The sequence below is a fragment of the Exiguobacterium sp. J17977 genome (genome assembly GCF_018616375.1).
GTDB classification, from domain to species: Bacteria; Bacillota; Bacilli; order Exiguobacteriales; family Exiguobacteriaceae; genus Exiguobacterium; species Exiguobacterium mexicanum.
The window spans coordinates 1-24,290 of record NZ_JAEQBB010000002.1 but is presented as its reverse complement, the minus strand read 5'-3'; the positions used below and the strand labels follow the sequence as shown (position 1 = coordinate 24,290).

The window sequence follows — 24,290 nt, the reverse complement described above, 5'->3', positions numbered from 1 at the left end:
CAATCACGACCGCTTCTCCCTGTACAGGGAGAAGCGGTCGTTTGCGCTCAAAATCGTAAAAACTTGCAAGTTATGTGACAAACAGATGACACAGAAGTGTCACATATATAACTAATTGTCTGAATATTTAAACTTTAATCATGAAAAATATTGGGCTCATCCGTTGATACAATGCGGTTTAGAGCCGTTTTAATGAAAAGATGACAGTTTGCAATGATTTCTGAGGTCCGTTATGGTTAGTCACAAGTTCGCCTAGTCATTCAAGTTTGACTCATTTGTGTGAGACTCACACATGATTGAACCGTGATTGATGTAATCGACATAATTGAAAGCAAACAGGAGGTAATCAAATGTTATGGCAAGAATGGGTATCTATCGCGCTTTACCTCGTGATGATGCTCCTCATCGGATACGTCGCTTATAAACGGACGACCGATTCATCAGATTATATGTTAGGTGGCCGCAAGATGGGGCCAGGTGTTACCGCCATGTCAGCCGGGGCTTCGGATATGAGTGGTTGGATGTTAATGGGACTTCCGGGCGCAATGTATGCCACGGGATTATCAGCGATTTGGTTAGCCGTTGGATTGGTCATCGGAGCTTACTTGAACTACTTGTTAGTCGCTCCCCGTCTACGTGTCTTCACTGAGATGGCAAATGACTCGATCACGATTCCTGACTTTTTAGAGAATCGGTTCCGAGATCACTCGAACTGGCTACGGATCCTGTCTGCATCCGTCATCATCATCTTCTTCACGTTCTATACGTCAGCCGGACTCGTCTCTGGTGGGAAGTTGTTTGAAAGCTCATTCGGGCTCGACTATCAGACAGGTGTCATCGTGACGATTAGCGTCGTCGCACTCTACACGCTCTTCGGCGGTTTCACAGCCGTCAGTTGGACGGACTTTGCGCAAGGTGTCATCATGTTCCTCGCCCTCGTCCTCGTCCCTGTCGTTGCCTTGACGGACGTCGGTGGTGTATCGAACGCCGTCGATACGGCTTCAACAATCAATACTGAATTGTTCGACCTGTTTGAAGGAACGACAACGCTCGGAATTATCGGCCTCCTCGCTTGGGGACTCGGTTACTTCGGTCAGCCACACATTATTGTCCGCTTTATGGCGATTCGTGATGTGAAATCATTGAAGACGGCACGCCGCATCGGTATGGGCTGGATGACAGTCTCAATCATCGGTGCTGTCATGACCGGACTTGTCGGGATCGCCTATTTCCGTGGTCAAGGGAATCCTCTCGCTGACCCAGAGACAGTGTTCATCCGCTTCTCAGAAGTGTTGTTCCACCCGTTCATCACTGGATTCTTGCTCGCTGCAATCTTGGCAGCGGTCATGTCGACGGTATCGTCACAGCTTCTCGTGACATCATCGGCATTGACAGAAGACTTCTATCGCAAGTTCTTCAATAAAGATGCCAGTGAGAAGACGATGGTCCTCGCCGGTCGAATCGGTGTCTTGACAGTCGGTCTTGTCGCGACACTTATGTCGCTCAGCCCGTCGAACACGATTTTGACGCTTGTCGGTTATGCCTGGGCCGGATTCGGTTCAGCGTTCGGTCCAGCGATTCTCTTGTCGCTCTACTGGAACAAGATGACACGCCAAGGTGCACTCGCCGGTATCCTCGTCGGTGCCATCACGGTCATCGTTTGGATCGTGACTGGACTCTCGACGGTCATCTATGAGATGGTACCAGGCTTCTTCCTCAGTATGCTTGCCATCGTGCTCGTCAGTACGTTCACGAGCCAACGTGAGCAGAAACGCATCAACCGTGAATTCAGTGAAATGGAAGCTGAACTCGCCGTTGCGAAAAAAGAATAACATCAATCAAAAACGCGGGCCATTGGCTCGCGTTTTTTTGATGCGCCTAACAGCAAAAACCGCAGACATTTTGTCTGCGGTCTGACTAAATCACATTGCTCTCGCCATGAACCAGAGTTGAATGAAGAACGGGACAAGGACGAGCACGAGCATCGCGTTGCGCATCCGACGGTTCCGGTTCCAATAGTACGCCATCAAGACGAACGGATGGAGCGCCGTCAGCTGGTAAGGGTTGAACCAGAACCAAGTGAGCAACAAGACGATAAAGAAATATAGGACCGAGCGCTGTTTCGTGGCACGCCATTCGCGCCACATATCGAACGCCCCTTTAAAGAATACAATAAACGTTACTACCCAAAATACCATCACTATCACACTATTCAATGATTAGACCACCTTCATGAGACATTTTCGATATAGAAGCCGCCCCAGTAGATATGCCGATACGTGTACTCTTTCCCACTCTCTGCCGTGATGATAATCTCATCCTCTGTCAACACGAGCACATGAACCGGAATCTCACCTTTTCGAAGCATCGGACTGAACAGTTGGAACTGTTTGTTCAACCACTTCCGCTCTGTGAAGTCACGGTAATGGTGCAAGGCGAGCGAAGGATGGACCAAGAACACGCCGAGCACAAAGGCGATGGCTCCTGGCGAGGCAGAGACTTCAAGCAGTAAGGAGAAGACGAGGACGAGCGACAGGACCGCATAGCCGAATTCAAGTAACTCCATCAACGAAGCCCGGCTGGCAATCACGTACTGCATGACACGAAACGCCACATACAGCAACAGACTGACCATCACATATTGGGAAAACGGGGCACTGCTCATCGAAACGTCTAGATAAAACAAGACCGGTAGTAACATAACCCACTTCCATAATTGTAAGGCGAGGTAAAACAATGTTTGATCGATGAAACGACGATTGTGTACGAGCCGTTGCATATCCATGTTTCCCACCTCCGATTAAAAGATGTGACCTTAACCGTATCATTCCCTGAATCAAAGAATGATAACAAGCATTTACACGTCAACCGGATATTTCTTTTCGTTCGATAAGCGTGGCGTTCAACAGTCCCCCGAGCAGGATGACCGAGGCCGCCAAATAGAACCAGATCAGCAAGATGATAAAGGCACCGAGTTGACCGTAAAACTGTTCATAGTTTGCATACTGTGAATAGTAGCTGAACACGTTCGAAACTGTCAAGATGCCGATGGTGGCAAATGCCGCCCCGGCCCAACTGTCGCGGAACGTGCCGCGATGGCTCGGCAACCACTTATAAACGAGCAAGAAGACGCTGAATAGGACGAGCGTACCGACGACCCAGCGGAAATAGAACCAGATTTGCGCATAGCGTTCGACGATGTCGTCGATGAAGATGATATGCGTCGCCAACTCCCGAAGCGCGGTCTCGATGACCGGGATCAGTAGCGAGAACGGCAAGACGAACATAAGTGCGAGCGTCACGGCGATGTCTTGCAACACGCCCCGCCAGAACGCCTTGTTCCGAATCAGACGATAGGCATCATTGAGCGATCGGACGAGCGATTGAACCGCCATCGATGAGATCCAAAGCGCCGGCAAGATGCTGAGTGAGGCGATGCGCAACCGAGAATCATCAAAAATCGCCTCGATGTTTCCTTCCAGCAAGCGATAGCTGGCTTCAGGCATGACCAGGGCGAGCGCGGAAATCACATCCCCGCTCGAGAACGGCAGCCACCCGACAATCCCGAGCACGAACAGTAAAAACGGGAACGTCGATAAGATGAAATAATAGGCCAACATGGCGGCTTGGTCGAAGAATCGTTCGGCAAAAAAACGTTTGAATGTATGAAGGAATGGTTGTATCATATCGTGCACTTCTTTCTGTAATTTATTAAACGAATACGGTATTTGAAATAAAAATAACTATAAACGAAAGGCAAGAATGGAACGATGCGTCCGATTCTTGCCCCGATCTTAACTGATGTTCTCTCGTTTCGCTTCCCACGCCTCGACATGTTCTTTACCAGGTAAATCCACATCATCACGATTGAACACCGGATCACGTCCGGCCCGCTTCTGTGCCACATAATCGTCGAGCAGCGCTTTGGCAACTTTGCTGAGCCGGAAGATGGCATACATATTGACGAGTGCCATCAAGCCCATAAAGATATCGGCAATCGACCAGACTAACCCCGCCGATCGGACCGAACCGAACAAGACCATGCCGACGACGGCGATTCGGTAGATGACCAGATACACTTTTCGTTCAGAGATGAACTCGATATTCGTTTCTCCGTAATAGTAATTCGCCAAAATCGAACTGAACGCGAACAATAAGATGGCGATTGTCATGAGCGTCGTCGCGAGCGGCCCGATCTCCGTCAAGAGCGCCTCTTGCGCCAACTCGATGCCTTGGAAGTCCTCTGACCCCGGCACGCCCGAAATCAGGACGATCATCGCCGTCGCCGTACAGATAAAGAGCGTATCGACGAATACGCTGAGCGATTGAATCAAGCCTTGTTTGACCGGGTGGCTGACCTCTGCGGTCGCGGCCGCATTCGGAGCCGACCCCATCCCCGCCTCGTTCGAGAACAAACCGCGACGAATCCCTTGCAGGACGGCCGCACCGACCGCACCGCCGAGCAGTTGTCGGAATCCGAGGATCCCTTCTGAGAAGATGGCCGAGAAGACGGCCGGGACGGCCTCTAGATTCGTGAGTACGACCCATAAGGCGAGCAAGATATAGCCGCCAGCCATGATCGGGACGATGATTCCTGACAACGTTGAAATCGAGCGAATCCCGCCGAAGATGACGATGGCCGTCACGATGGCCAAGACGATACCGACCCAAAGCGTATCGACCTCGAAGACGTTGTTGACCGATAAAGCGATCGTATTGGCCTGTACCGAGTTGAACGCGAAACCGAACGCGAACGTGATTAAAATCGCGAATACGATGCCGAGCCACCGCTGACCGAGCGCCCGCTCGATATAGTAGGCCGGTCCACCGCGCCACGCCTTGCCGTCGTGCACTTTATACACCTGGGCGAGCGTGCTCTCGACGAAGGCGGAAGCCGAACCAATCAAGGCGATGAGCCACATCCAGAAAACGGCCCCCGGTCCACCGAGTGCGATGGCCGTCGAGACGCCGGCGATATTCCCCGTGCCGACCCGAGCGGCCGTTCCGATGGCGAACGCCTGGAACGACGATACTTGCCCTTTCTCGTGTTTGATCCCTTTGACGAACAGCAACTTGAACATCTCGGGCAACATGCGGAACTGGACGAATCCCATCCGGATGGTGAAATACAATCCTCCGGCAATCAAGACAAAAATGAGTACATACGTCCATAACAGGTCGTTCACCTGCATGACGAGCTCACGAATGTCCATGCGCATCCCCTCCTTTTACGGAGTTAATACCCGCTCGACGGACCGCAGAAACGACACGGTCAACGCGAAGCCTGTTCGAGTATGCGTTCACAGAGGGCGTGTGTCGTCAAACTGTCCTCTGCCCGCACCGAATTGTTCGGTTCGCCGACGAGGAGCTTCAGAAACTCGTCGAGCATGGTCGTGAAGCCCCGGCGCGACAGGTTCGACTCCCACGGATTCAGCGCCCGCTCGAGCATGCCGTCACGGGTGAAATCATACACCCGCTCGACGTCGCGCGATACCCGCTTCAGACGAGGGGACATCACTTCCATCACTTCTTCCGTACAACCGTTGTCCCGGTTCATGATGCCGACCGCTTCAATCCCTCCGGCCGTGAATTGAATCTGGAGCTGTTTCAACGTCTCGCCCTCATGGCGCGTCCGTACGGCCAGATTCTCGACCGGCGCGAGCCCGGTCAAATAGCGGAGCGTATCGACGACGTGGACGAAGTCCTCGATGATGAACTCACGCAACGTCGCCGGTTGATACGTCCGATTCTTTTGAATCAAAATCAGATTCGGGTCGGACACTTCTTTCAAGGCAGCCGTCGCCGTCGCGAAACGGCGGTTGAACCCGGTGACGAGCTCGACGCCCTGCTCGGCAGCGAGGCGTACGAGCCGCTCCGTGTCCTCGAGCATGAACGTGACCGGCTTATCGATGAAGACAGGAACACCTTGCGCGAGCACATAACCGACTTGATCGGCATGGACCGCTGTCGTCGAGTGAATCAATGCGCCATCTATCGTCTCGAACGGGACGTCTTCGAGCGATGCATACTGACCGGCAAAACGATACTTCTCGACGAGTTGACCCGCTTTCGCCTCGTCCCTCGAGACGAGATAGACGTCGACCCCTTCTAAACCGGCATAGACCGGCAAATACGCCTTTTTCGCGACGTCCCCTAACCCAACAACGACAATCTTCATGTATACATCTCTCCTCTTCCTTAGACTGAACAAAACCCCAAGGCGTGCGCCCGGGGTCAAAGATTCGTTTAATGGACCGCTACGATTTCAAAACTGGTGATCGGCTTACGAATCGCATCTGACACGATTTGATACAGATCGGCCAATTGCTGATTATCATTCAAATCGGGCGTCCGGTCGAGTACGACCTCACACGTCCGCGTCGTCTGTTCTTTGTCCTGGAACGCATATTCAATGGTATATGTCTGCATGACACGTCTCCTCTCAAGCGATGTATACGTATGTATAGCCTGAAACGAAACGATTGAAACGCCACAACCCGCTCGACCGCCGGACCGCTCCCACCCATTGTACCACTAGTTCTAAGCAAGGCGCGTCATCGAATCATGACAATGTCTGGCTCGTTTATAAGAAGCACGACCGAAACACGTCGCAATCCGATTGCTTGTCAATCGTGTCGAAGATTCCTAAAATGAATAAGGTTGCATCACACGGAGGAGACTACATAATGAAACGAAACATGACTTATTTGGTATTACCGCTCTCGATTCTGCTATTGACAGGTTGTACGAGTGAGGAAACCGTGACCACCACGGTGACGGACAGCCCAGCACAGTCCAGCGTCGAGGCGACGTCACCGACCGAACCGCAGACAGATGACCGCTTCGCCGGCTATGACATGATTGAAGTCGATGGTGGAGATTTGTCAGGTGAACGCGAGAATAATGTCGTCGTCGATATCGGATACGGGGAACGCGAGTATTGGGCGTTCACGAACGAGCACGGTCAACTCGTGAAAGTGATTGCGGAAGAGATTGTGTTGCAAGATGACGACCGAGAAGACGTGACGTCGGATGGTCGCTACTACGCTGACGAGGCGAAAGTGCCCGGTGTCGAACACCGCGACCTCGACGAAGGGCACGTCATCGCCGATTCGCTCGGTGGCGTCTCGAACGCGTTCAACATCACGCCGCAAAACAGCACGCTCAATCGCCACGGCGACCAGGCGTATATGGAGAGCGTGATTCGGAGTGCAGGCGGCGCGACCGACTTCGAGGCAATCATCACATATCCGGATACGAATACTCATATCCCGTCACACTATGAGTACACATACACGGTCAAAGGAAACGTCGTTACCGATTCGTTCGACAACGTCAACCCGGACGAGGTGAATGAAGAACTTGGACTGACGGAGAGCGCACCATCAGCCACCGAGGCAAGCGGTGACGTCACGCGCGTCGATACGAACGGCAACGGTCAAGTGACGATTCAAGAGGCAAAGGACGCCGGCTTCACCATGCCGATCACGAGCGACCATTGGCTCTATCCGCACATGCGTGATAACGATGGCGACGGGATGGTCGGCGAGTGACATCATACTTAAATCAAAAACGAGATGGTTGGCCGGCGTGGCCATCCATCTCGTTTTTTATACGATATTTGAAGCTTCATCTATCTCGTCGTGCGTGTACGTCAACAGTTCATGCCCCGCGTAACGGAACGTATGGCGTCGAGGCATAGGATGGTCTAGCATCGGCTGTAAATACAGCTTCAAATTGCTGACGATTCCCATATTGTCGGGATGCAACACCCAGTCGATTCGCTTCCATTCCAAAATCCCTTCTCGCGTCTTGAACGCGGTGCCATCCGTCTCACGTTTATCCACCTCAACGACGAACAGATGCATCCCGACCTGCTGTTCTCCGCCTAGGATGACCTCCCCTTTATACAGTGGATGCTCAATCTCATACCCGGTCTCCTCGAATACTTCTCGACAGACCGACGCCTCAACCGTCTCACCCGACTCGATTTTCCCACCTACGCCGTTCCATAGCCCCATCGCTGGCGGCTTCTCACGATTCAACAGCAAGACTTCATTCTGTGACTTCAATAGACATAACGTATACCGGTACATCGCCCCCCCCTGCCTCATCCAGTATGTTGTGACCCTTGCATCCGCTTCCGTTCTGACCAGTCCTCGAATGACATCATTTGAAACGCAGCGGTCGGGTCCGTCTCAAGAAACGCGATCAGTTCGAGCGAATTCCCGTCCGGATCGTCGAAATAGATGGCGGCATGTGCGTGCGGGAAGTTCGGCAGGACCAACGGCTGCTCTGCCGGTGTCATCTTGAAGGCGGTCCGGACTTCGATGTTCCGTTCATCGAGCCACTCCTTCACCGTTTCCAGGCTGTCGGGGTCGATTCGAAACGCCACGTGACGAATCGAAGGATGGTACGGCATCTCGACGCGATCGCTCTCCCACAAACCGAGCCAGCTCTCTCCTTCGATAATCCATAAAAACGCCAAGCGCTCGTTTTGGAAGGCCAGCTTCATTCCGAGTTTTTCATAAAACGGAATCGACACTGTCAAATCACTGACCGGCAAGTGTGCTTCATATATACCTGTTATCATCTGTAGTTCATCTCCCTATCTTAACCATATTATGAGTATAATCCTTATATATGGAAATGTATTTCAAAATCACTTGAATGGATGAACGATACACGATGTTTAGGAAAGTGAGTGATGTGATGTGTTACAGGATGCGATGACGCATCGTTTATCAAATTTGTATGGCCCGTTCACTGCCGTCCGACTTCAAGGAGGCTATTCGAACGATGTGTTCAAACTCGAAGGGACGTCGCCCCCGCTGGTCGTAAAAATCGCGAGCGAGCGAAATCCACACTTGGTTAACGAAATGAATAGTTTGAGCTTGCTCGACCATAAAGTCGCCCCCCGCGTTCACGATCAGCTGCACATCGGCAACGAACGTCTCGTCGTCATGGATTATAAGGACGGGAAGAGCGGGCAAGCGATCCTAGAGACAGACGGATTGGGACGGGCCATGCCGATGTATGAGGACCTGGCCGTCTGTCTGGCCGCCGACATCCATTCGGTCGCCTTCACGGGTGAAGATTGCGGCATACTTGTGTTTAATTCCTCGACGCTCGATTTTGGTTTGGACTTCGTGCCGGAGGAGTTGAGCGACGCATCTCGCCGGCTCATCGACCGCTTGCCGCTCACGGCTGAACGAGACATGGTGCTCACGCACGGTGATTTCGGAATTCATAACGTACTCTACACCGACATAGGAGAAGTAACCGTCCTCGACTGGGAGTGGGCGGAATGGGCCGATCCGAGGATGGACGTGGCCTGGTGCTGTTGGTTCACTGCATTTCATTATCCGCCTGTCTCCGGCACGTTGAATGCGGCGTTTCTTGCGACCTACCTTGCTCACAACCCGATCAACATTACTTCCGATGAACTGAAGGCGTACGCACTCTATCGGATCTTAGTCATTTTGAACCTCATCCGCACCTCGTCATCGGAAGTGAAAACGGAATGGGTCAAGCGCTTGGCATGGACACTCCAGCACGATTTCCGAGTGTAGAGCTTAAGTAATCATTCCCTACTCATTGTAAAAACAGCAGATCCTCCCTGCGTGTAGACAGGGAGGATCTGCTGTTTACGTGACTATGTCAAACGGCTTTCTTTTGCATCCACTTCATCAAGTTCGAGGTGACGCCACGCGGCAAGAAGCGCTCTCCGAAGACGAGCGACTTGTTTGGCAGCCCATAAATCGCGACCACCTTGCCCCGTTCCCATGAACGATAGCCGAATTCCGCCACTTTCTTTGCCGGAACGGGTTGGAACCGTTGAAACAGCACTGATTTCTCTAGACCAGTGACATCTGCAAATCCCGTATCGGTCGGACCCGGACAGAGCGCCGTCACTTTTACCCCCGACCCGACGAGCTCCGATGCCAGCGCCTCCGTGAACGAGAGCACGTACGCCTTCGACGCATAATAGACGGCCATCAACGGACCTGGTTGAAACGCGACGATTGACGCCAAATTAATCATCCCGCCTCGCTGACGCTCGACCATGGCCGGGGCATACAGACGGGTCAACGCTGTCAGGGAGACGATGTTCACTTGCAACATCTCATAATTCTTTTGTACGTCCGTCTCGATGAAATCACCATAATCTCCGAATCCCGCATTATTGACGAGCAGGTCGATTTGAATAGCGTTCATCGAGGTGAGCGTAAATAAGGATTCCGCACTTTCCGGCCGTGACAAATCCAAGGCGACGGTCTTGACCGTAATCGGGTACTCTGACTCCAACTGTCGTTTCAACCGATCCAACAAATGCTGACGTCTGGCCACCAATACCAAATTATATCCTTGCTTTGCGAGAATGTGCGCGAATTCGAGCCCGATACCGCTCGAAGCGCCTGTAATTAACGCGGTTTCGTTCATGCTGTTCACTCCTTACGGCTAAGTTGACAGTGTAAACATTGATGTAAGTCTAGTTTACGGCCATATGTTTACACCGTCAACATTTTTCTTTTATAATGGTATATATCACATGACGAGAAAAGAGGGCTTTTATGCAAAACAATCCTTATCATCACGGCGATCTCAAACAAAACTTGATCACTCAGGGACTTGCCCTCATGAACCGGGATGGCATCGAGGGCTTCTCTATCCGCAAAGTTGCGGACCTGTGCGGCGTCAGCCACGCCGCCCCCTATCGTCATTTTAAAAATAAAGATGAGCTGATTCATGAAATCGGACAGTCGGTGTGGACATCGTTTTCTTCCGCATTGTCCAAGGCCGTCGAGGAACATCCTGACGACCCAACCGCACAAATCGTCGAGATGGGCGTGCGCTACGTCCGGTTTTTAGTGGAGCACCCAGAATACCGATTCTTTATCTTCTCTTCCGATCAAGCCGTACCGATTGATGTCGACCCTTCGTCCATCGATTCAAAGGTCGCAGCCTTTAACGTCTTTCGCCGAAGCGCTGTCAACTATTTGACCGCGGCCTCGATTGAGGAATCGCTCCATATAGAAAAGACCATCCTCATGTGGAGCACGGTCCATGGCATGGCATTGTTGATTGCGAACAAAAACCTGGTGTATGACGGCGATTATCTCACATGGGTCGAGTCGATGTTGCATCTCTATTTGACATGACGGCTTGTCGACCATCCAATACCGGGCAGATAAACCTGATTCACGCCAGTAACCTAAAATGGCCCTAGACATCTCTCTAGGGCCACAAACCTCTTTCATGGCGGTTTGTTTATTTAATTTCGCATGAAGCAATTATCTCCATCACTTGGCGTGAGGCGTCATCCATTTTATCTAATAAAACTCGTTCTAGTACAAAGACGTACACCAAAGTAACAGGAACTCCGTTTGTCCTCGGCAGTACAGCCAAAATCACATTTAAAGAACACGCCATCGGCTTATAGACTACTTCAAGCATAAAAAGACTGCAGACAATATTATGTCTGCAGTCTTTAACTTCGCGTAAGAGCAATTGTCATATGTCTTCGGCATCACAAAAGAAAAGTGTGCAATGTCTGTGCAATGAAGACTTATTTCGTATCAGAAGTCGGCTCAGCTGAACGTCTCGGCGGACGTTTACCGAAGAACTGGTAGTACTGGGTCTCGATATTCCCGTTGTACAGCTTACGGCGTTTCGTCGCCGGACGGCCGTACGCCTTCTCGAAGTCCTCATAGCTCGTCAACATATAGACGCTGTAGCCCGGATACTTGGCGAACTGTTGCCCGATCCGCTCGTACAGGTCGATAATCTCTTCTTCGGTCTGCAACCGTTCACCGTATGGCGGGTTACCGATGATGACGCCGTACTCTTCTTTCGGCTTCAAGGCAGCCGCGTCACTGTGAACGAACGTGATCGCGTCACGGACGTCGGCGAGCTCGGCGTTATCCTTGGCGAGCTTGACCATGCGTGGGTCGAGGTCGATGCCGTAGATCTTCAGCGGCTTGTCCCACTCGGCTTTTTCGTTCGCTTCATTGATGGCCTCATACCAGGCTTTCTTCGGCACGCATGGCCAGTCTTGTGAGCAGAACTCACGGTTGAGACCAGGCGCGATGTTGCGGCCGATGAGCGCCGCCTCGATGGCGAGCGTCCCTGAACCGGTGAAGACGTCGTAGAACGGTATGTCCGGCTTCCAATTCGTCAGCTGAATCATCGCCGCAGCCATCGTCTCTTTGAGCGGTGCCTGTGAGTGGAGCTCACGGTAGCCACGACGGTGAAGCGCGTCACCTGACGTATCGATCGTGATCGTCGCCACGTCTTTCAACAAGGCGACTTCAATCGGATAGTAGGCGCCCGTCTTCGGGAGCCACTCGCCCGGCTTATCGTATCCGCGTTGCATCGCATCGACGATCGCCTTCTCCGTGATTTTCTGACAGTCGCGGATTGAGAACAACTTCGACTTGACCGAACGGCCGTCGACGATGAAGCGGGCATCCCACGGCATGAGATCCGTCCACGGCAGTTCGACGACACCGTCGAACAGTTCCGTGAACGTCGTCGCCTTGAATTCGGCGACGACGAGTTTGACGCGGTCTGCCGTCCGGAGCCATAGGTTCAAACGTGGAATGTCTTCCATTTCTGCGTCGATATAGACGCGTCCGTTCTCGACCTCACACGTGTAGCCGAGGTCACGCACTTCTTTGGCGACGAGCGCTTCGATGCCCATCGCTGCGGTGGCAATCAGTTTTCGTTTTGCCATAAGATCCCTACTTTCTATAAATGTTACTCCTAAAATGGTCATGTAAAAAGGAGCTCAAGTAGGATTGCTTGAACTCCTGGTCAATGTTAAATGAGAGACTATGCTGCCCTGTAAGCCATGTTCTGTACTCCGGTGCTCATAACGGTCTCCCTGGCACGATGGAGTGACAATCATCTATCTGCGCCGATTGGCGCCTTCCGTCCCGTTCGGTTCCAGTCAGGAAGTTCCCCTACCATAGTTTGGGTTTCTCGCTCGTGGGGTTTACCTCGTTCCACTCTGAACGTTTCCGATCAGACTCCGTCACTGTGGCACTTTCAAGAAGCTTGCACCATATCCGAGGACTTAGGTGCTTCTTCTGCCGTCAACTTGCGTTGCCTACACTTATCTTTTCGTGTAGCACGATCACTACAGCCATCACAGGCTGTGCGAGCATGGACTTTCCTCAAGACTTGCGTCCCGCGATTGCCCAGACCTCATAGTCACTTTACCCATTGTAGCGGATAACCCGTGAAATGACAACCGAGAACCTGAACTTGATTTTCATCGGCGTCAGCGCTAAAATAAGGCGTGTTCCATTGAACAAGGAGGGATTTTGATGCGTCAAGATGCAAAAAACGGTTGGATTCAACGCCTGACCTATGTGATTGAAATCGATGACATTAAAGCGCTCCACCCGAATAACGGCGTGTTCGCCTTCTACCGGAATAATCGACTCGTTCGAGGATTCGAGCCGTTTGACATCAAAGCACCAAATGAACTGTCCAAACGTCCGTATCACTTCGACCATCATAACTTGGCCCACTTACAGGAACGTTTTCCTGAATCGATTCCGACGTTCGACGCGTCGACTCAGACACGTCGTGCATGGAGCGAGGATGTGCGCGTTGGTCTCTGTGAGATTATCGTCGACGGGAAACTGAGTTTTGAACATATCGACGACAACGGCAACGTCTTAGAAGCGAACATTCGTTGGAGCGGTGAAGCCATCACAAAAGCATAAACCAACACCCGGAGCCAACGCTGGCTCCGGGTGTTTTTTATGTCGATTCCGCCGAACTGTCCGTCTCGGCTTGGACCGGTTGCGGCGCATACTTGACCGTCACTACTTTCTCAGAGACGTCGGTCGGTTTCAAAACGACCGTGTACACGGCGCTCGTATCGCTCCGGACCGGGAACTTGCCTGGCACATGGAGCGCCTCATAGACGACTTTTTTGTTCGCATCGAGCACAGTGACGACCCCTTTTCGCGTCGTCGCCAACTCGAACGTGCCTCCGTCGGACGCTTTGACCGCGACCGCCGGCTTGATGGGATTCACGTATTTGAAGGAACGACTGGCCGTCCGTTTATGTTTTCCATCCGTGACGACGGCTTGGAGCTTATACGAGCCGCTCGGCAGCCAATCGCCGCCGGCATACATCGAGAACATCGAATTCCCTGCCGAGAGCGTCTTCACTTTACGTGTGCCTTGATATAACGTGTACGTCGTTTTCAAATTCGGTTTTTTCATGACCGTCAGTTTCGCTTCTTTGACGTACCGGCTCTTGAGTGTCGACGGTACCGAGAGCGTCACGGGACGCGGCGTCGCATCGAGGAGCCGTTTCGTGTTCAACTCCGTATACGTCTTGCCACTCGTCCGTGGCATTTTTTGAATCAAGCCGTCCATATCGGCCGGTGTCAAGAACGGGTTGACCGACTTGACGAGCGCGAGTCCCGAAGACACCATCGGCGCGGCCATCGACGTCCCGTCCATATAGACGAACCCATTGTTCAGGCCGAGCGACAAGATGTTCACCCCAGGTGCGACGACTTTGACTTGAGCGGCCATGTTGCTGAAGCCGGCGACGCGACGGTTCGCGTCAATCGCCCCGACCGCGATGACTTCCTTCATGTTGGCCGGGAACGAGACGGTCTTCTGCCCGTCGTTTCCGGCCGAAGCGACGATGATGACCCCTTTGGCCCGGGCCCGGCGAATCGAGTCGGCGAGGACTTGATCATAATCTTGCCCGCCGAGCGACAGGTTGATGATGTCCGCCCCTTTCGCCACGGCCGTATCGACCGCCTTGGCGACGGTCCAGGAATCCGTGTACTCCGAGTTCTTACCGTAGAAGACGTTATAAAAATGATAGCGTACGTTCGGAGCAAGTCCGGCCATCCCGAACTTGTTATGACGGCCCGACATGATGCCGGCCGTATGCGTCCCATGATAGTCGACGCTGTATGGGCCTTTCATCGAATTGACGACACGTGGGACATTATAGAGTTCTTTATGCCGCCGGTCGGCCGACGAGTCGATTAAAGCGATCACGATGTCCGAAGCGCCACGTGTTGTGTTCCACGCCAGATCGGTGCCCGTTTGCTTGATATAATATTGGTTCCCGACCCTCGGCTCGGCCACGACGTAACCATGTTTCTCCAACACGACCGGTTTCGCCGCGTCCACCGACGTCGGCACGAGCAGCGCGAGCGCCGCCACAAGCATCATTTTTTTCATCGCCTACCGCTCCATTCCAAACTTCCTAAGATGCCCCCATTATCTCAAATTACGGAATCAATTTCCCTTTTTTTCGAAAAATAGATTGCGACATTTTTTCGACGCTCACCAATAGTTCGGTTCGTCGGGCTCATCCATCTCATAGTCGACAATCTTCCCGATGGTCAAATACGTATAATAACGCGCCAGTTCCGTCCGATACGGATCGGGCGTGAACCCGTCGAGATCCTCTCCGAGCGGAGATCCGTCAATCGTCTCGAACTGTTGACAGAAAAACGACTCCGTCTCTTTGTCCCAGACGATATTATCGCCGATATATCCGCTACCGAACCGAATATAGTCGATGATGGAAGGGACGATCACCTCGGCCGGGAGCCGTTCACTCATCCGGCCGACCAGTTCATAGCGGTCTCGGTCGACATAGTCGGCCTGATCGAGGGACGTACATTTCAATACTTCCTTGTTGATTTCAATCAACACGACATAATCCCCCGGATCGATCGATAGCTTCATCTCATCACCTCATCTCAACATCCGCATAGCTCTATCATATTCAATTATTCGCAATCAATCCATGAAATCCTGTATGCCTGTAAAATTTTCCATCTGGTCGATTCATACAACATGACGAAATTTGTTTTTGGTATACTAAATCATATGAATGCAAGAAAGGAAGTGCACCATGGCCAAACGTCCTTTGACCCCTCGCGAGAGTGAGTTGATCGCCACCGCCCTGTTCGTCGTCGGACACGTCCCGTACGTCGGGCATATCGACCGGCTCGAATCGATCACGCTCCGCGATATCGCCGACGATTATTTGAGCGGCAAAAATTCCGCCAGCGACGCCGTCGAGGCGCTCGATCAATACATTTTCGTCCGCCGGCATCGCTTCAAGAATGTCACACCGAACAACCTCTGGACACTCGACGACAAGACCGAGCAAGAAGCACTCCGCTACATCGTCCGACGTCCCGAACTGAAAAAAGGCGAGACGCTCAACAAACAGAACCAACCGTTCACGGTCGGCCAAGACATCGAGTTCAAAGTCGACAAGCAACTCGACCGCGGCCAGTTCCGGATTTATATCGGTAAACTGAACGGCTACACGGTCAAAGCCCAGTCGAAAGACAAGGACAAGCTCAAGACGGTCAAAGGATGGATCACCCACCTCGACCGTAAGGACCGTCTCGTCTTCGTCAATATCTCCGAGTTTGGACGCGAACCGATTGAGCCAGAAGCCAAGGCGCGACTCGAAGCGATGAGTGCCGGACTGCTCGGCTGGTTCGCCACGGCCACGCTGCCGTCCGAGGCGGAAGCACAGACCGCCAAACAGATGATTGCCACATTACAGCGTCGGGACCAACCGTATTGGTTCACGTTGACCGTCGCGATGAACCATCCGAAGCCCGAGCACGTCAAGCGCTGGGGAACGGTCGTCAACCTGCTCGTCAAAGCGAGCGCCGGCGATACGACCGCGCTCGAGACGCTCGAGGCCCAGGAAGACAAGTATTTCAAGGACGCCTTCTTACGGGCGCTCCGGGCGCTGCACAAAGAACTCACTAAAGCGACATAACGGCCAGGTGACCTGACACAGGTCACCTGTTTTCGATGTCCTTCACGAGAAAGGAAGAGAGTCATGCACGTACTGATTGTAGAGGACGACCTGGCCATCCTGCATCTGATTGAAACGACGCTGCGGCGGGCCGGCCACACCGTCACCACGGCGACAGACGGAACCGTCGCCGAACGACTGTTTGAAGAGCGGCCCGCCGATGCCGCCGTCATCGATATCCTGTTGCCGGGTCAAGACGGGCGAACGCTCTGTTCACGACTGAAACGAATGACGGATATCCCGGTCATCCTGTTGACCGCCCTCGGGGAATGGGAGGAGAAACGGAGCGGTTTCGAGCACGGGGCCGACGATTACATGACGAAACCTTTCATTCCGGAGGAACTGCTGTTCCGGCTTCAAGCCGTTGCGAAACGTTACGCCAAGAATGCGGCCACGGTCGTCACCGCCGGACCGCTCAAACTCGACTTGCGTGATTACCGGCTCGAACTTCATGAGGAGACGATCCACTTGCCGAAAAAAGAGTTCGAGCTGCTCTATCAGTTGGCCGCCTTTCCAGGTCGCGTGTTCACCCGAGATGAATTGATTGAACAAGTATGGGGCCTCGAGTTTGAAGGCGATGATCGGACGATTGACGTCCATATCAAGCGCTTGCGGGGTCGTCTCCGTGACGAAGGCAACATGATTCGGACGGTGCGAGGCGTCGGGTATACGCTCGAGGTGACCCTATGAAGACACTCTACACGCGGATCGTCTTGACCGTGTTCATGATTTTATTGTTATCTGGCGCCATCGCCCTCCTCGTCAGCAACGTCGCCTACTACGTGTGGTGGCAACCGTCCTATAGCGACAAGACCGAACAGACGGCCGAGGCCGCGAAAGCTTACTTCGCGACCCATACCGACGGCGAGACGTCCTCGTTTTATATGTTACTCGCGCAGACCGGCTATCAGTTGTTCGTCGTACGACCGGACGATACGATTGAACGTTATGGCGGCGCGTTTCGGGATGAGCGGCTCGACACCGACATCGTCGCCTCCGTCCGGGCCGGTGAAACCTATGACGGGATGCACACTTATCCGTTCCACTTGTTTTTGCTCGGACTGTTCGACAACGAGGTCGTCAACACGTACGGGTTTAGCATCGATGGTGAGGATGCCGTCTTCATTCGTCCCGACCTGAGTGCCCAAATCCGCGAGCTGCACTTATTCGTCGGGTTGTTCTTCGCCTTGTTGACCGGGCTCGCCTTCATTTTGATCGCATTGTCGACGAGTCAACTCGTCCGCCCGTTGCGGACGTTGACCGCTGCGACCGATTCGGTCGCGTCCGGGGGACGGCCGAACGACCTCCCACTCGAGCGCAACGATGAGATTGGCACGCTCTCCCGTCGCTTCAACGATATGGTCGACTCGCTTGAAAAATCGGAAGGCGAGCGCAGACGTTTCGTCTCGAGCGTCTCCCATGAGTTCCAGACCCCGCTCACTTCCATCAAAGGCTATGCCTCGGAACTCGTCGCGACGACCGACGGTGAGGCGAAGGCGCATGCCGCCATCATTCGTGATGAGGCGGCGCGCCTGTCCGAGCTGACGAGACAGTTACTGCTCCTCGCTAGGCTCGACGAGGCCAACGTGTCGTTAACGACACCGGTCGATGTCGGAGCATCGATTGAGGATGTCATTCGCCGGCACACGTTCCAACTCGACGAGAAAGGCATTGCCGTCGCCACAGAACTCGATTCGACGCTCGTCGTGAACGGCGACCCACTCTTGCTGGCACAAGTGTGGTCCAATCTGCTGACGAACGCGATTCACGCTTCGGCAGAAGGTGGCCTCATCACCATCAAGGCGTTTCAAGCCGAACGCCCGACCGTCTCGATTCAGGACGTTGGCGTCGGCATGGATGAAGCGACCCAGGCACGGCTGTTCGAGCGGTTTTATAAAGGCGACGCCTCAAGGTCCGGACAAGGTACCGGGCTTGGACTCGCCATCGCCCGAGATATCGTCCATCTGCACGGCGGCACGTTGACGGTCGAATCCCGGCTCGGAACAGGTACCGTCTTTTACGTCACGCTGTAGTCTTGTTCATATTCTGTTCATCTCGGTCGGTTATGCTTCCTTCATCGCTATGAAGGAGGCTTTTTTTATGAACTTAGGATTGAAAGAGATGTGGCGCCAAAAACGAAAATTTTCGCTCATCTTTGTAATCACGCTGCTCATCGTCTTATTGTCGACATTGATCACCGGACTCGCGGACGGCCTGGCCTACGATAACGGGGCCACTTTGCGTGAACTCGATGTCGAGTCGTTTCAACTGGCCGATGATGCCGACGGGCAATTGACTCGCTCGTTCATCGAACGTCCGACGCCCGATGCGCTCACCCCGCTCGGCGTCAAATCGATGACGCTCGTCCATGGAACAAAGAAGCAGGACGCCACGTTATTCACACTGCCGAAAAATTCCACAATCGGTCCCGAACTTGACCTCGCCGTCGGCGACGTGCTCGTCGACCCGAGTTTTCTCGGTGACGTCGAGATTGGAGACACGGTGCACGACTTTACGTCCGGATATGCATTCACCATCGTCGGGACGACGGACGGACGTTATAGCCACGCCCCGGTCATCTGGGCAACACAGGATACGTGGGAAGCATTCCAGACGGCAAGCGGTCAGCCTGCCTACGTCTCGGCCTGGCTCGGGAAGGCTGACACCTCACTCGCGTCGATGACGAAACAGGAAGTCGTCGAGGCCGTCCCCGGGTATACGGCGGAGCAAGGCACGTTCACGATGATGCGCGGCTTCTTGCTGTTCATCGGTGCATTCATCTTGACCGCTTTCTTTTATATGTTGACGCTCCAAAAGCTTCCGGAGCTCGGCATTTTGAAAGCAATCGGGATTCATCCCCGCGTCATCGGCACGGCACTCGTCATCCAGGTCATGGCCACGGTGCTCACGGCGAGCCTGCTAGCGACGGTGCTGACAGGGTTCACCGGTACGTTCGTGCCGGACGCCATCCCGTTCCGGTTCGACTTGGGTAACGTGCTCGCATATGGTGCGATTATGGCCATCCTCTCGCTCATCGGGACGCTGTTGCCACTTTGGAAATTGCGCCGGCTTGACGCCGCCGACGCGTTAGGAGGAATCGGACAATGAAATTGACGAATATTTGCCATACGTATGACGGACAACCGATTTTGCGTGGCATCGATTTACAGGTCGAGCCCGGTGAATGTATCGGCATCATCGGACCGAGCGGGAGCGGAAAGAGCACGTTGCTCCAAATACTTGGTTTATTAAAACGACCTGATGTTGGGCATATCGAGCTCGAGGGACGAAAGTTGCTCGCCGCGAGTGAAGAAGAACGACGCTTGCTTCGATTGAATGAAATCGGCTTCGTGTTTCAGCAGGCCCATCTCGTCCCATACTTGACGGTCCGGGAACAACTCGAGCTCGTGCAGGCCGAGAGCGAATCTAAACAAGATCCGCTCCGCCTGCTCGACGTCCTCGGTCTGAGTCATCGACTCAATCAATTGCCGAAGCATTTGTCGGGCGGCGAACGGCAGCGCGTCGCCGTCGCCCGTGCCCTCATCAATCGCCCTCGACTCTTGTTGGCCGACGAACCGACGGCGAGCCTCGATTTCGAGAACGGGCGCCGGGTCATGGAGTTGCTCGTCGCCGAGGCGCGCCATCACGGCCGGCGGGTCGTCGTCATCACTCACGACGAACGCATGCTCGACGTCTGTGACCGGGTGCTGTTGCTTCAAGACGGAAAACTTCAACCGTCGCCCCGACATTAAAAATAGGGAAGACCGCGCCCGTCGCGGCCTTCCCTATTTATTTGTCATTCAAGGTGTCTCACATGACATGCACTTGAGCCGGCAACTCGCGCCACTCTCTCGACAAACGTCCCAAATGATATGTCAGCCAAGCGTTGAAACAAATGACGAGCGTCAAGCGTCCCGCGTCATCGATGCCCGCCGAGACGACACGAATCAATCTCTCCTCGATATGTTGCGAGACGAGCGTGATACGGGCGAGCGCGAGCACGGACCGGACGATCTCGTCCGCCGACACGTCGATGGAGACGGCGATGTCCGGGACCGACAGTTCAATCGTCTGGCCAGGCCGAGATAAATAGCGGTCAATCAATACGTCCAAGACGATTCCATGTTGCCGCTCCCCGCTCGTCGGGGCGCGATAAAACGTCACCCCATCTGTCGTATAGTCCGTCTGTCCCGTCAAACACGCTTGTAAAAACTGATACATCGCCTGTCGCTCCATCGGTTCGCTTCCTCCCACTTGGTGACTGTTCGCTCTCATCTTATGCGACAACTCCGTTCGGCACAATCTGGCTTGTCACACGTAAGACCTGGTGTTCCGTCACGCAAAGCACGCCCCGCCCCACATGGCACGTGAATTGGGAACGTGTTTTCGGGTACAATAATGAGGAAAGGAGCGGTTCATATGCAGAAGAGATGGAAGGTTGGACTCGCAACATTATTCACTGGCTATTATGCCATCAGCTACTATGCGTTCAAACGCATGACACGAGGGAAACGCAAGACGCCCGAGATGCTGTTGGCCCCCTATACGAAGGAAGATCAATCCTTTTATCACGACGTACCTTTCGAGCACGTCTCGCTCCGCTCGCAAGACGGATACCGCCTCTATGGACGTGTGTACCGAAACGAAGGCTCATCGAAATGGATCGTCTTCGTACACGGCTATACGGCGTCCCACAGCTTCATGGCCCCGCATTTGGCGATGTTCCATCGCCTCGGCTACAATCTGCTCGCCGTCGACTTGCGGTCCCACGGTGAATCCGAGGGTGTATACGCCTCATACGGCTATCATGAGAAACATGACATCGTGGATTGGGTCGATTGGCTGCGGGCCAATGAGTCCGTCACCGAGGTCGGCCTGCATGGCGTGTCGATGGGCGCCGCCTCGATTTTACAGGCCGGTCCGTTGACCGATGTCGACTTTTTGATTGCCGAGTGCCCGTTCGATGACATGAGACAACTCATGCGCCATCAGTTGAACGTCCTGCACCGCCTGCCTGGTGATTTATTGTTGCCGGGAATCAATTATTTCCTTTGGACGCGGGCCGGATTCCGGATGCACCAAGTCCGACCGAAACGAGCGCTCGCGGCGATCGATGCGCCCGTCTTGTTCATCCATGGGACAGAGGACGATTTCGTGCCGACCTGGATGTCCGTCGAGATGAATGCGCTCAATCGCAAAAATGAGATCGCCCTCATCCACGGCGCGGAACATACGAACTGTATCTTGAAAGACCAACCCGCCTATGAGACGGCCGTCAGTCAGTTTCTGAATCGACGACGTGAATCGGTCCAGCGATAAGGTCGAGCAAGGCATGTACGACCATCACTGGCCACAGGACGCCCATCGCCAAGTATAGATAACCGAGTCCCCACCCGACGAGACCGGTCACGAGGATGCCTCGGACACCTTGATAAGCGTGGGCCAAACCGAATAACGCTCCACCGATCAAAGCGAGCATCGGGGAAGAGACGTCCACCCACAGGGTGACCGTGTAGAGCAGCACGCCACGAAAGATGAACTCCTCGGTCACACCGGCCGTCCAAGACACGGCTCCCCACGCTCTCGCCTCCTGAATCGTCTGGGGCAACAGCAGCCGTTCAATCTCAAGTTCATAATATGGCCGTAACCGGCGCCGCAAACCCGGGGACGTTTTCACGAGTAAATAGAACGCAATCAATACGGAGATGAGAATGCTCGTCAAAAAGAAGAACTGCCAGGCGCGCAAATCCCCTTCCGCCGGTGCGAAACCAAGTCCGACCATTTCAGGCGGGACCCGGAACAAAAAGACGAGGGCGAGCAACAGCAGGCAGAGCCCCCACGCCGACTTGATCGTCTGATCGTACACGTGGCTTCGCCCGAGCGTCTCGATCATCGGTTTCATCAACCGCGCGTTGAACAACTGAATGATCAATAAATACACAAGAATGATGGTAAAGACGGTCTGTTCGAGCATGAATATCCACTCCTGTCCTTCCTGTTAGCTATATGCTACACTATTCGGGTATTGTCTAGAAAGCTAGGAGGCGGAATCTTGAAACGATTGATTTTGCGACTGACCGGTCTTATGCTTGTGATCGTGCTGTGCCTCGGCGCAATCGGCTGGTTTGGTCAACATGATAAAGTGAACAACGCCCTTTACCGGGCCTATTACGGGGATCATGGCATCCCGGCCGTCCATCGCGACGTGTATGAGGATGCAGCGGCAACCTACGACGTCGATTGGCGGCTCCTCGCCGCGGTCCATCGCGTCGAGACGATTTTCTCGCACAGCTCATCGATGCGTTCATCGGTCGGGGCGATCGGCCCGTTCCAATTCATGCCGCGGACGTGGCTCGGTTGGCAGTACGATACCGACGATCAAAAAGGAGACGTGCCCGAGGACGAGGTCGATTTGACAGACCTCGCCCTCATCGACCAGTATGGCGGTCTCGGACGGGACGGCAACAACGATGGTCAGGCCGACCCGCACAGTCTCGTCGATTCGGCCCATGCGGCCGCTTATTATTTGAGCGAGCACGGTGGGACGACGGCAGATTCGACGGATTCGATTCGGAACGCCATCTTCGAGTACAACCGAAGTGAGCAGTATGTCAACGATGTGATGTCGTTTTATGAGTCATATCAGGCCGACGTGTCTTATTTACCGGAAGACAAGGCTTCGGCGACGCAACAAGTCGCCCGCTATACGATCCGCTATTTGGAATGGTTCGCTGGCTGGGTCTGACCTGGCACTATTTGAACAAAAGTGAGGAAACATTATGAACACCCATATCGAGGAAGTGACGATTCGCGTCAAGTCGGTCTTCAATGAGGACAAGACGAAACGATATATGCGAACGTACGAGTTCACCGATGTCGTCGACGGCGTCATCTGTGCCGTCATCATTTATTCGCCCCGGATGAGCGACGCCTTTTTGTCCGGTACGACCACGCAGCGGGCCTATATGCTCATGCGGAACCATCTCAAGCAACCAATCCGTGAGATGCGCGTCATTAGCCTCGTCCCGACGCTCGCCATCAATGACAATCTACCGTACGTCGAGTCACAGCTCGACGAGGTCAACTTCCATTACGTGGAGGAAACGCTCGATGAGGTCGAGGCGAGCGGTGGCATGGTGATCGTCGGCTGGGGCTCGCCAGGTCGCTTGATGCACCATGCGACTCCGTATAAGGCGCTGTTCGCCGACCACGAGGCCCATATGTTCTGTATCGGCACGACGTCAAAAGGCGAGCCGCAACAGATTCGCATGGCCAACGAGAACACCGTGCTCGAGGCGTTCAATAACGAATCGGTCAAACCGAAATTTAGAATCGTGAAAGAAACGAAACAAGACGACTCCGAGTGAGTCGTCTCAGGCTGTTGACGAACCAAATCGCCCATCGCGATTTGGTTCGTCTTTTTTTGTGTTCCATGTGCTCGAGGCGCTCT

General features: G+C 53.6%; 27 protein-coding genes and 1 other RNA gene. 13 read left to right on the top strand and 15 right to left on the bottom strand.

The features are described 5' to 3' along the window. Positions 1–350: 350 nt before the first annotated feature. Positions 351–1,832: a sodium/proline symporter PutP gene (putP, locus tag KNO58_RS03595; RefSeq protein ID WP_214751925.1), complete on the top strand. Its 1,482-nt coding sequence runs from the start codon at positions 351–353 to the stop codon at positions 1,830–1,832. 90 nt (positions 1,833–1,922) lie between these two features. Here the strand turns inward: putP and KNO58_RS03590 are convergent, their stop codons facing one another. The 6 genes from KNO58_RS03590 to KNO58_RS03565 form a co-directional block, all read right to left on the bottom strand. Then, positions 1,923–2,147, bottom strand: coding sequence for a hypothetical protein (locus KNO58_RS03590; protein ID WP_251026068.1), 225 nt, complete (start codon positions 2,145–2,147; stop codon positions 1,923–1,925). Positions 2,148–2,230: 83 nt separating this feature from the next. Continuing rightward, positions 2,231–2,785, bottom strand: coding sequence for a hypothetical protein (locus KNO58_RS03585; RefSeq protein ID WP_214751924.1), 555 nt, complete (start codon positions 2,783–2,785; stop codon positions 2,231–2,233). Positions 2,786–2,864: 79 nt separating this feature from the next. Next, positions 2,865–3,686, bottom strand: coding sequence for a YihY/virulence factor BrkB family protein (locus KNO58_RS03580; protein WP_021067504.1), 822 nt, complete (start codon positions 3,684–3,686; stop codon positions 2,865–2,867). Between the two features lie 108 nt (positions 3,687–3,794). Next, on the bottom strand, positions 3,795–5,213 hold the full coding sequence (locus KNO58_RS03575; RefSeq protein ID WP_214751923.1) for an alanine/glycine:cation symporter family protein: 1,419 nt from the start codon (positions 5,211–5,213) through the stop codon (positions 3,795–3,797). 59 nt (positions 5,214–5,272) lie between these two features. Then, positions 5,273–6,178: a Gfo/Idh/MocA family protein gene (locus tag KNO58_RS03570; protein WP_214751922.1), complete on the bottom strand. Its 906-nt coding sequence runs from the start codon at positions 6,176–6,178 to the stop codon at positions 5,273–5,275. Positions 6,179–6,246: 68 nt separating this feature from the next. Continuing rightward, the gene (locus KNO58_RS03565) at positions 6,247–6,429 is read right to left on the bottom strand and encodes a hypothetical protein (protein WP_034806608.1); all 183 of its coding nucleotides are present in this window, start codon (positions 6,427–6,429) and stop codon (positions 6,247–6,249) included. Positions 6,430–6,686: 257 nt separating this feature from the next. On the opposite strand from KNO58_RS03565, the gene KNO58_RS03560 reads away from it, so the two are divergent. After that, entirely contained in the window at positions 6,687–7,553 is an 867-nt protein-coding gene (locus KNO58_RS03560) for a DNA/RNA non-specific endonuclease (RefSeq protein ID WP_214751921.1), read from the top strand. A 57-nt stretch (positions 7,554–7,610) separates the two neighbouring features. Here the strand turns inward: KNO58_RS03560 and KNO58_RS03555 are convergent, their stop codons facing one another. Both KNO58_RS03555 and KNO58_RS03550 read right to left on the bottom strand, forming a co-directional pair. Next, positions 7,611–8,096, bottom strand: coding sequence for an NUDIX hydrolase (locus KNO58_RS03555; RefSeq protein WP_214751920.1), 486 nt, complete (start codon positions 8,094–8,096; stop codon positions 7,611–7,613). A gap of 14 nt (positions 8,097–8,110) precedes the next feature. Continuing rightward, the gene (locus KNO58_RS03550; RefSeq protein ID WP_214751919.1) at positions 8,111–8,593 is read right to left on the bottom strand and encodes a VOC family protein; all 483 of its coding nucleotides are present in this window, start codon (positions 8,591–8,593) and stop codon (positions 8,111–8,113) included. A 136-nt stretch (positions 8,594–8,729) separates the two neighbouring features. Here KNO58_RS03550 and KNO58_RS03545 point away from each other — a divergent pair, with 136 nt between their 5' ends. Further along, the gene (locus tag KNO58_RS03545) at positions 8,730–9,572 is read left to right on the top strand and encodes a phosphotransferase family protein (RefSeq protein WP_214751918.1); all 843 of its coding nucleotides are present in this window, start codon (positions 8,730–8,732) and stop codon (positions 9,570–9,572) included. An 88-nt stretch (positions 9,573–9,660) separates the two neighbouring features. Here the strand turns inward: KNO58_RS03545 and KNO58_RS03540 are convergent, their stop codons facing one another. Further along, positions 9,661–10,443: an SDR family NAD(P)-dependent oxidoreductase gene (locus KNO58_RS03540; protein WP_214751917.1), complete on the bottom strand. Its 783-nt coding sequence runs from the start codon at positions 10,441–10,443 to the stop codon at positions 9,661–9,663. Positions 10,444–10,574: 131 nt separating this feature from the next. Between KNO58_RS03540 and KNO58_RS03535 the strand changes: the two genes are divergently transcribed. Continuing rightward, on the top strand, positions 10,575–11,162 hold the full coding sequence (locus tag KNO58_RS03535) for a TetR/AcrR family transcriptional regulator (protein ID WP_214751916.1): 588 nt from the start codon (positions 10,575–10,577) through the stop codon (positions 11,160–11,162). A 407-nt stretch (positions 11,163–11,569) separates the two neighbouring features. Here the strand turns inward: KNO58_RS03535 and KNO58_RS03530 are convergent, their stop codons facing one another. Together KNO58_RS03530 and rnpB are read right to left on the bottom strand one after the other, a co-directional pair. Beyond that, the gene (locus KNO58_RS03530) at positions 11,570–12,736 is read right to left on the bottom strand and encodes a THUMP domain-containing class I SAM-dependent RNA methyltransferase (RefSeq protein WP_214751915.1); all 1,167 of its coding nucleotides are present in this window, start codon (positions 12,734–12,736) and stop codon (positions 11,570–11,572) included. A 106-nt stretch (positions 12,737–12,842) separates the two neighbouring features. Continuing rightward, an RNA gene (rnpB, locus tag KNO58_RS03525) (RNase P RNA component class B) lies at positions 12,843–13,210 on the bottom strand. A gap of 121 nt (positions 13,211–13,331) precedes the next feature. On the opposite strand from rnpB, the gene KNO58_RS03520 reads away from it, so the two are divergent. Further along, complete coding sequence (locus KNO58_RS03520; RefSeq protein WP_021067512.1) at positions 13,332–13,736, top strand: hypothetical protein; 405 nt, start codon at positions 13,332–13,334, stop codon at positions 13,734–13,736. Between the two features lie 37 nt (positions 13,737–13,773). Here KNO58_RS03520 and KNO58_RS03515 read toward each other — a convergent pair whose 3' ends face one another. Continuing rightward, a complete protein-coding gene (locus KNO58_RS03515) occupies positions 13,774–15,228 on the bottom strand; it encodes a S8 family peptidase (protein ID WP_214751914.1) in 1,455 nt (484 codons plus the stop codon). 105 nt (positions 15,229–15,333) lie between these two features. Then, positions 15,334–15,741, bottom strand: a complete 408-nt coding sequence (locus tag KNO58_RS03510) for a hypothetical protein (protein ID WP_214751913.1) — start codon at positions 15,739–15,741, stop codon at positions 15,334–15,336. Between the two features lie 169 nt (positions 15,742–15,910). Here KNO58_RS03510 and KNO58_RS03505 point away from each other — a divergent pair, with 169 nt between their 5' ends. From KNO58_RS03505 to KNO58_RS03485, 5 genes are all read left to right on the top strand, one after another. Further along, positions 15,911–16,801, top strand: coding sequence for a hypothetical protein (locus KNO58_RS03505; RefSeq protein ID WP_214751912.1), 891 nt, complete (start codon positions 15,911–15,913; stop codon positions 16,799–16,801). A 63-nt stretch (positions 16,802–16,864) separates the two neighbouring features. Next, entirely contained in the window at positions 16,865–17,530 is a 666-nt protein-coding gene (locus tag KNO58_RS03500) for a response regulator transcription factor (protein ID WP_214751911.1), read from the top strand. After that, positions 17,527–18,873, top strand: coding sequence for a sensor histidine kinase (locus KNO58_RS03495; RefSeq protein ID WP_214751910.1), 1,347 nt, complete (start codon positions 17,527–17,529; stop codon positions 18,871–18,873). The genes KNO58_RS03500 and KNO58_RS03495 overlap by 4 nt, the downstream gene beginning before the upstream one ends. A gap of 67 nt (positions 18,874–18,940) precedes the next feature. Next, complete coding sequence (locus tag KNO58_RS03490; RefSeq protein ID WP_214751909.1) at positions 18,941–19,948, top strand: ABC transporter permease; 1,008 nt, start codon at positions 18,941–18,943, stop codon at positions 19,946–19,948. Next, on the top strand, positions 19,945–20,592 hold the full coding sequence (locus KNO58_RS03485; RefSeq protein ID WP_214751908.1) for an ABC transporter ATP-binding protein: 648 nt from the start codon (positions 19,945–19,947) through the stop codon (positions 20,590–20,592). The genes KNO58_RS03490 and KNO58_RS03485 overlap by 4 nt, the downstream gene beginning before the upstream one ends. Positions 20,593–20,650: 58 nt before the next feature. Here the strand turns inward: KNO58_RS03485 and KNO58_RS03480 are convergent, their stop codons facing one another. After that, entirely contained in the window at positions 20,651–21,076 is a 426-nt protein-coding gene (locus tag KNO58_RS03480; protein WP_214751907.1) for a hypothetical protein, read from the bottom strand. A 183-nt stretch (positions 21,077–21,259) separates the two neighbouring features. Between KNO58_RS03480 and KNO58_RS03475 the strand changes: the two genes are divergently transcribed. Further along, entirely contained in the window at positions 21,260–22,159 is a 900-nt protein-coding gene (locus tag KNO58_RS03475) for an alpha/beta hydrolase (protein WP_214751906.1), read from the top strand. Here the strand turns inward: KNO58_RS03475 and KNO58_RS03470 are convergent. Beyond that, positions 22,116–22,814 carry a CPBP family intramembrane glutamic endopeptidase gene (locus KNO58_RS03470; RefSeq protein WP_214751905.1) on the bottom strand — a complete coding sequence of 233 codons (699 nt, stop codon included), beginning with the start codon at positions 22,812–22,814 and terminating at the stop codon, positions 22,116–22,118. The two genes, KNO58_RS03475 and KNO58_RS03470, sit on opposite strands and share 44 nt — an antisense overlap. A 78-nt stretch (positions 22,815–22,892) precedes the next feature. Between KNO58_RS03470 and KNO58_RS03465 the strand changes: the two genes are divergently transcribed. Together KNO58_RS03465 and KNO58_RS03460 are read left to right on the top strand one after the other, a co-directional pair. Further along, a complete protein-coding gene (locus KNO58_RS03465; RefSeq protein WP_251026067.1) occupies positions 22,893–23,585 on the top strand; it encodes a lytic transglycosylase domain-containing protein in 693 nt (230 codons plus the stop codon). 34 nt (positions 23,586–23,619) lie between these two features. Continuing rightward, positions 23,620–24,207: a DUF1643 domain-containing protein gene (locus tag KNO58_RS03460; protein ID WP_214751904.1), complete on the top strand. Its 588-nt coding sequence runs from the start codon at positions 23,620–23,622 to the stop codon at positions 24,205–24,207. Positions 24,208–24,290: the final 83 nt, after the last annotated feature.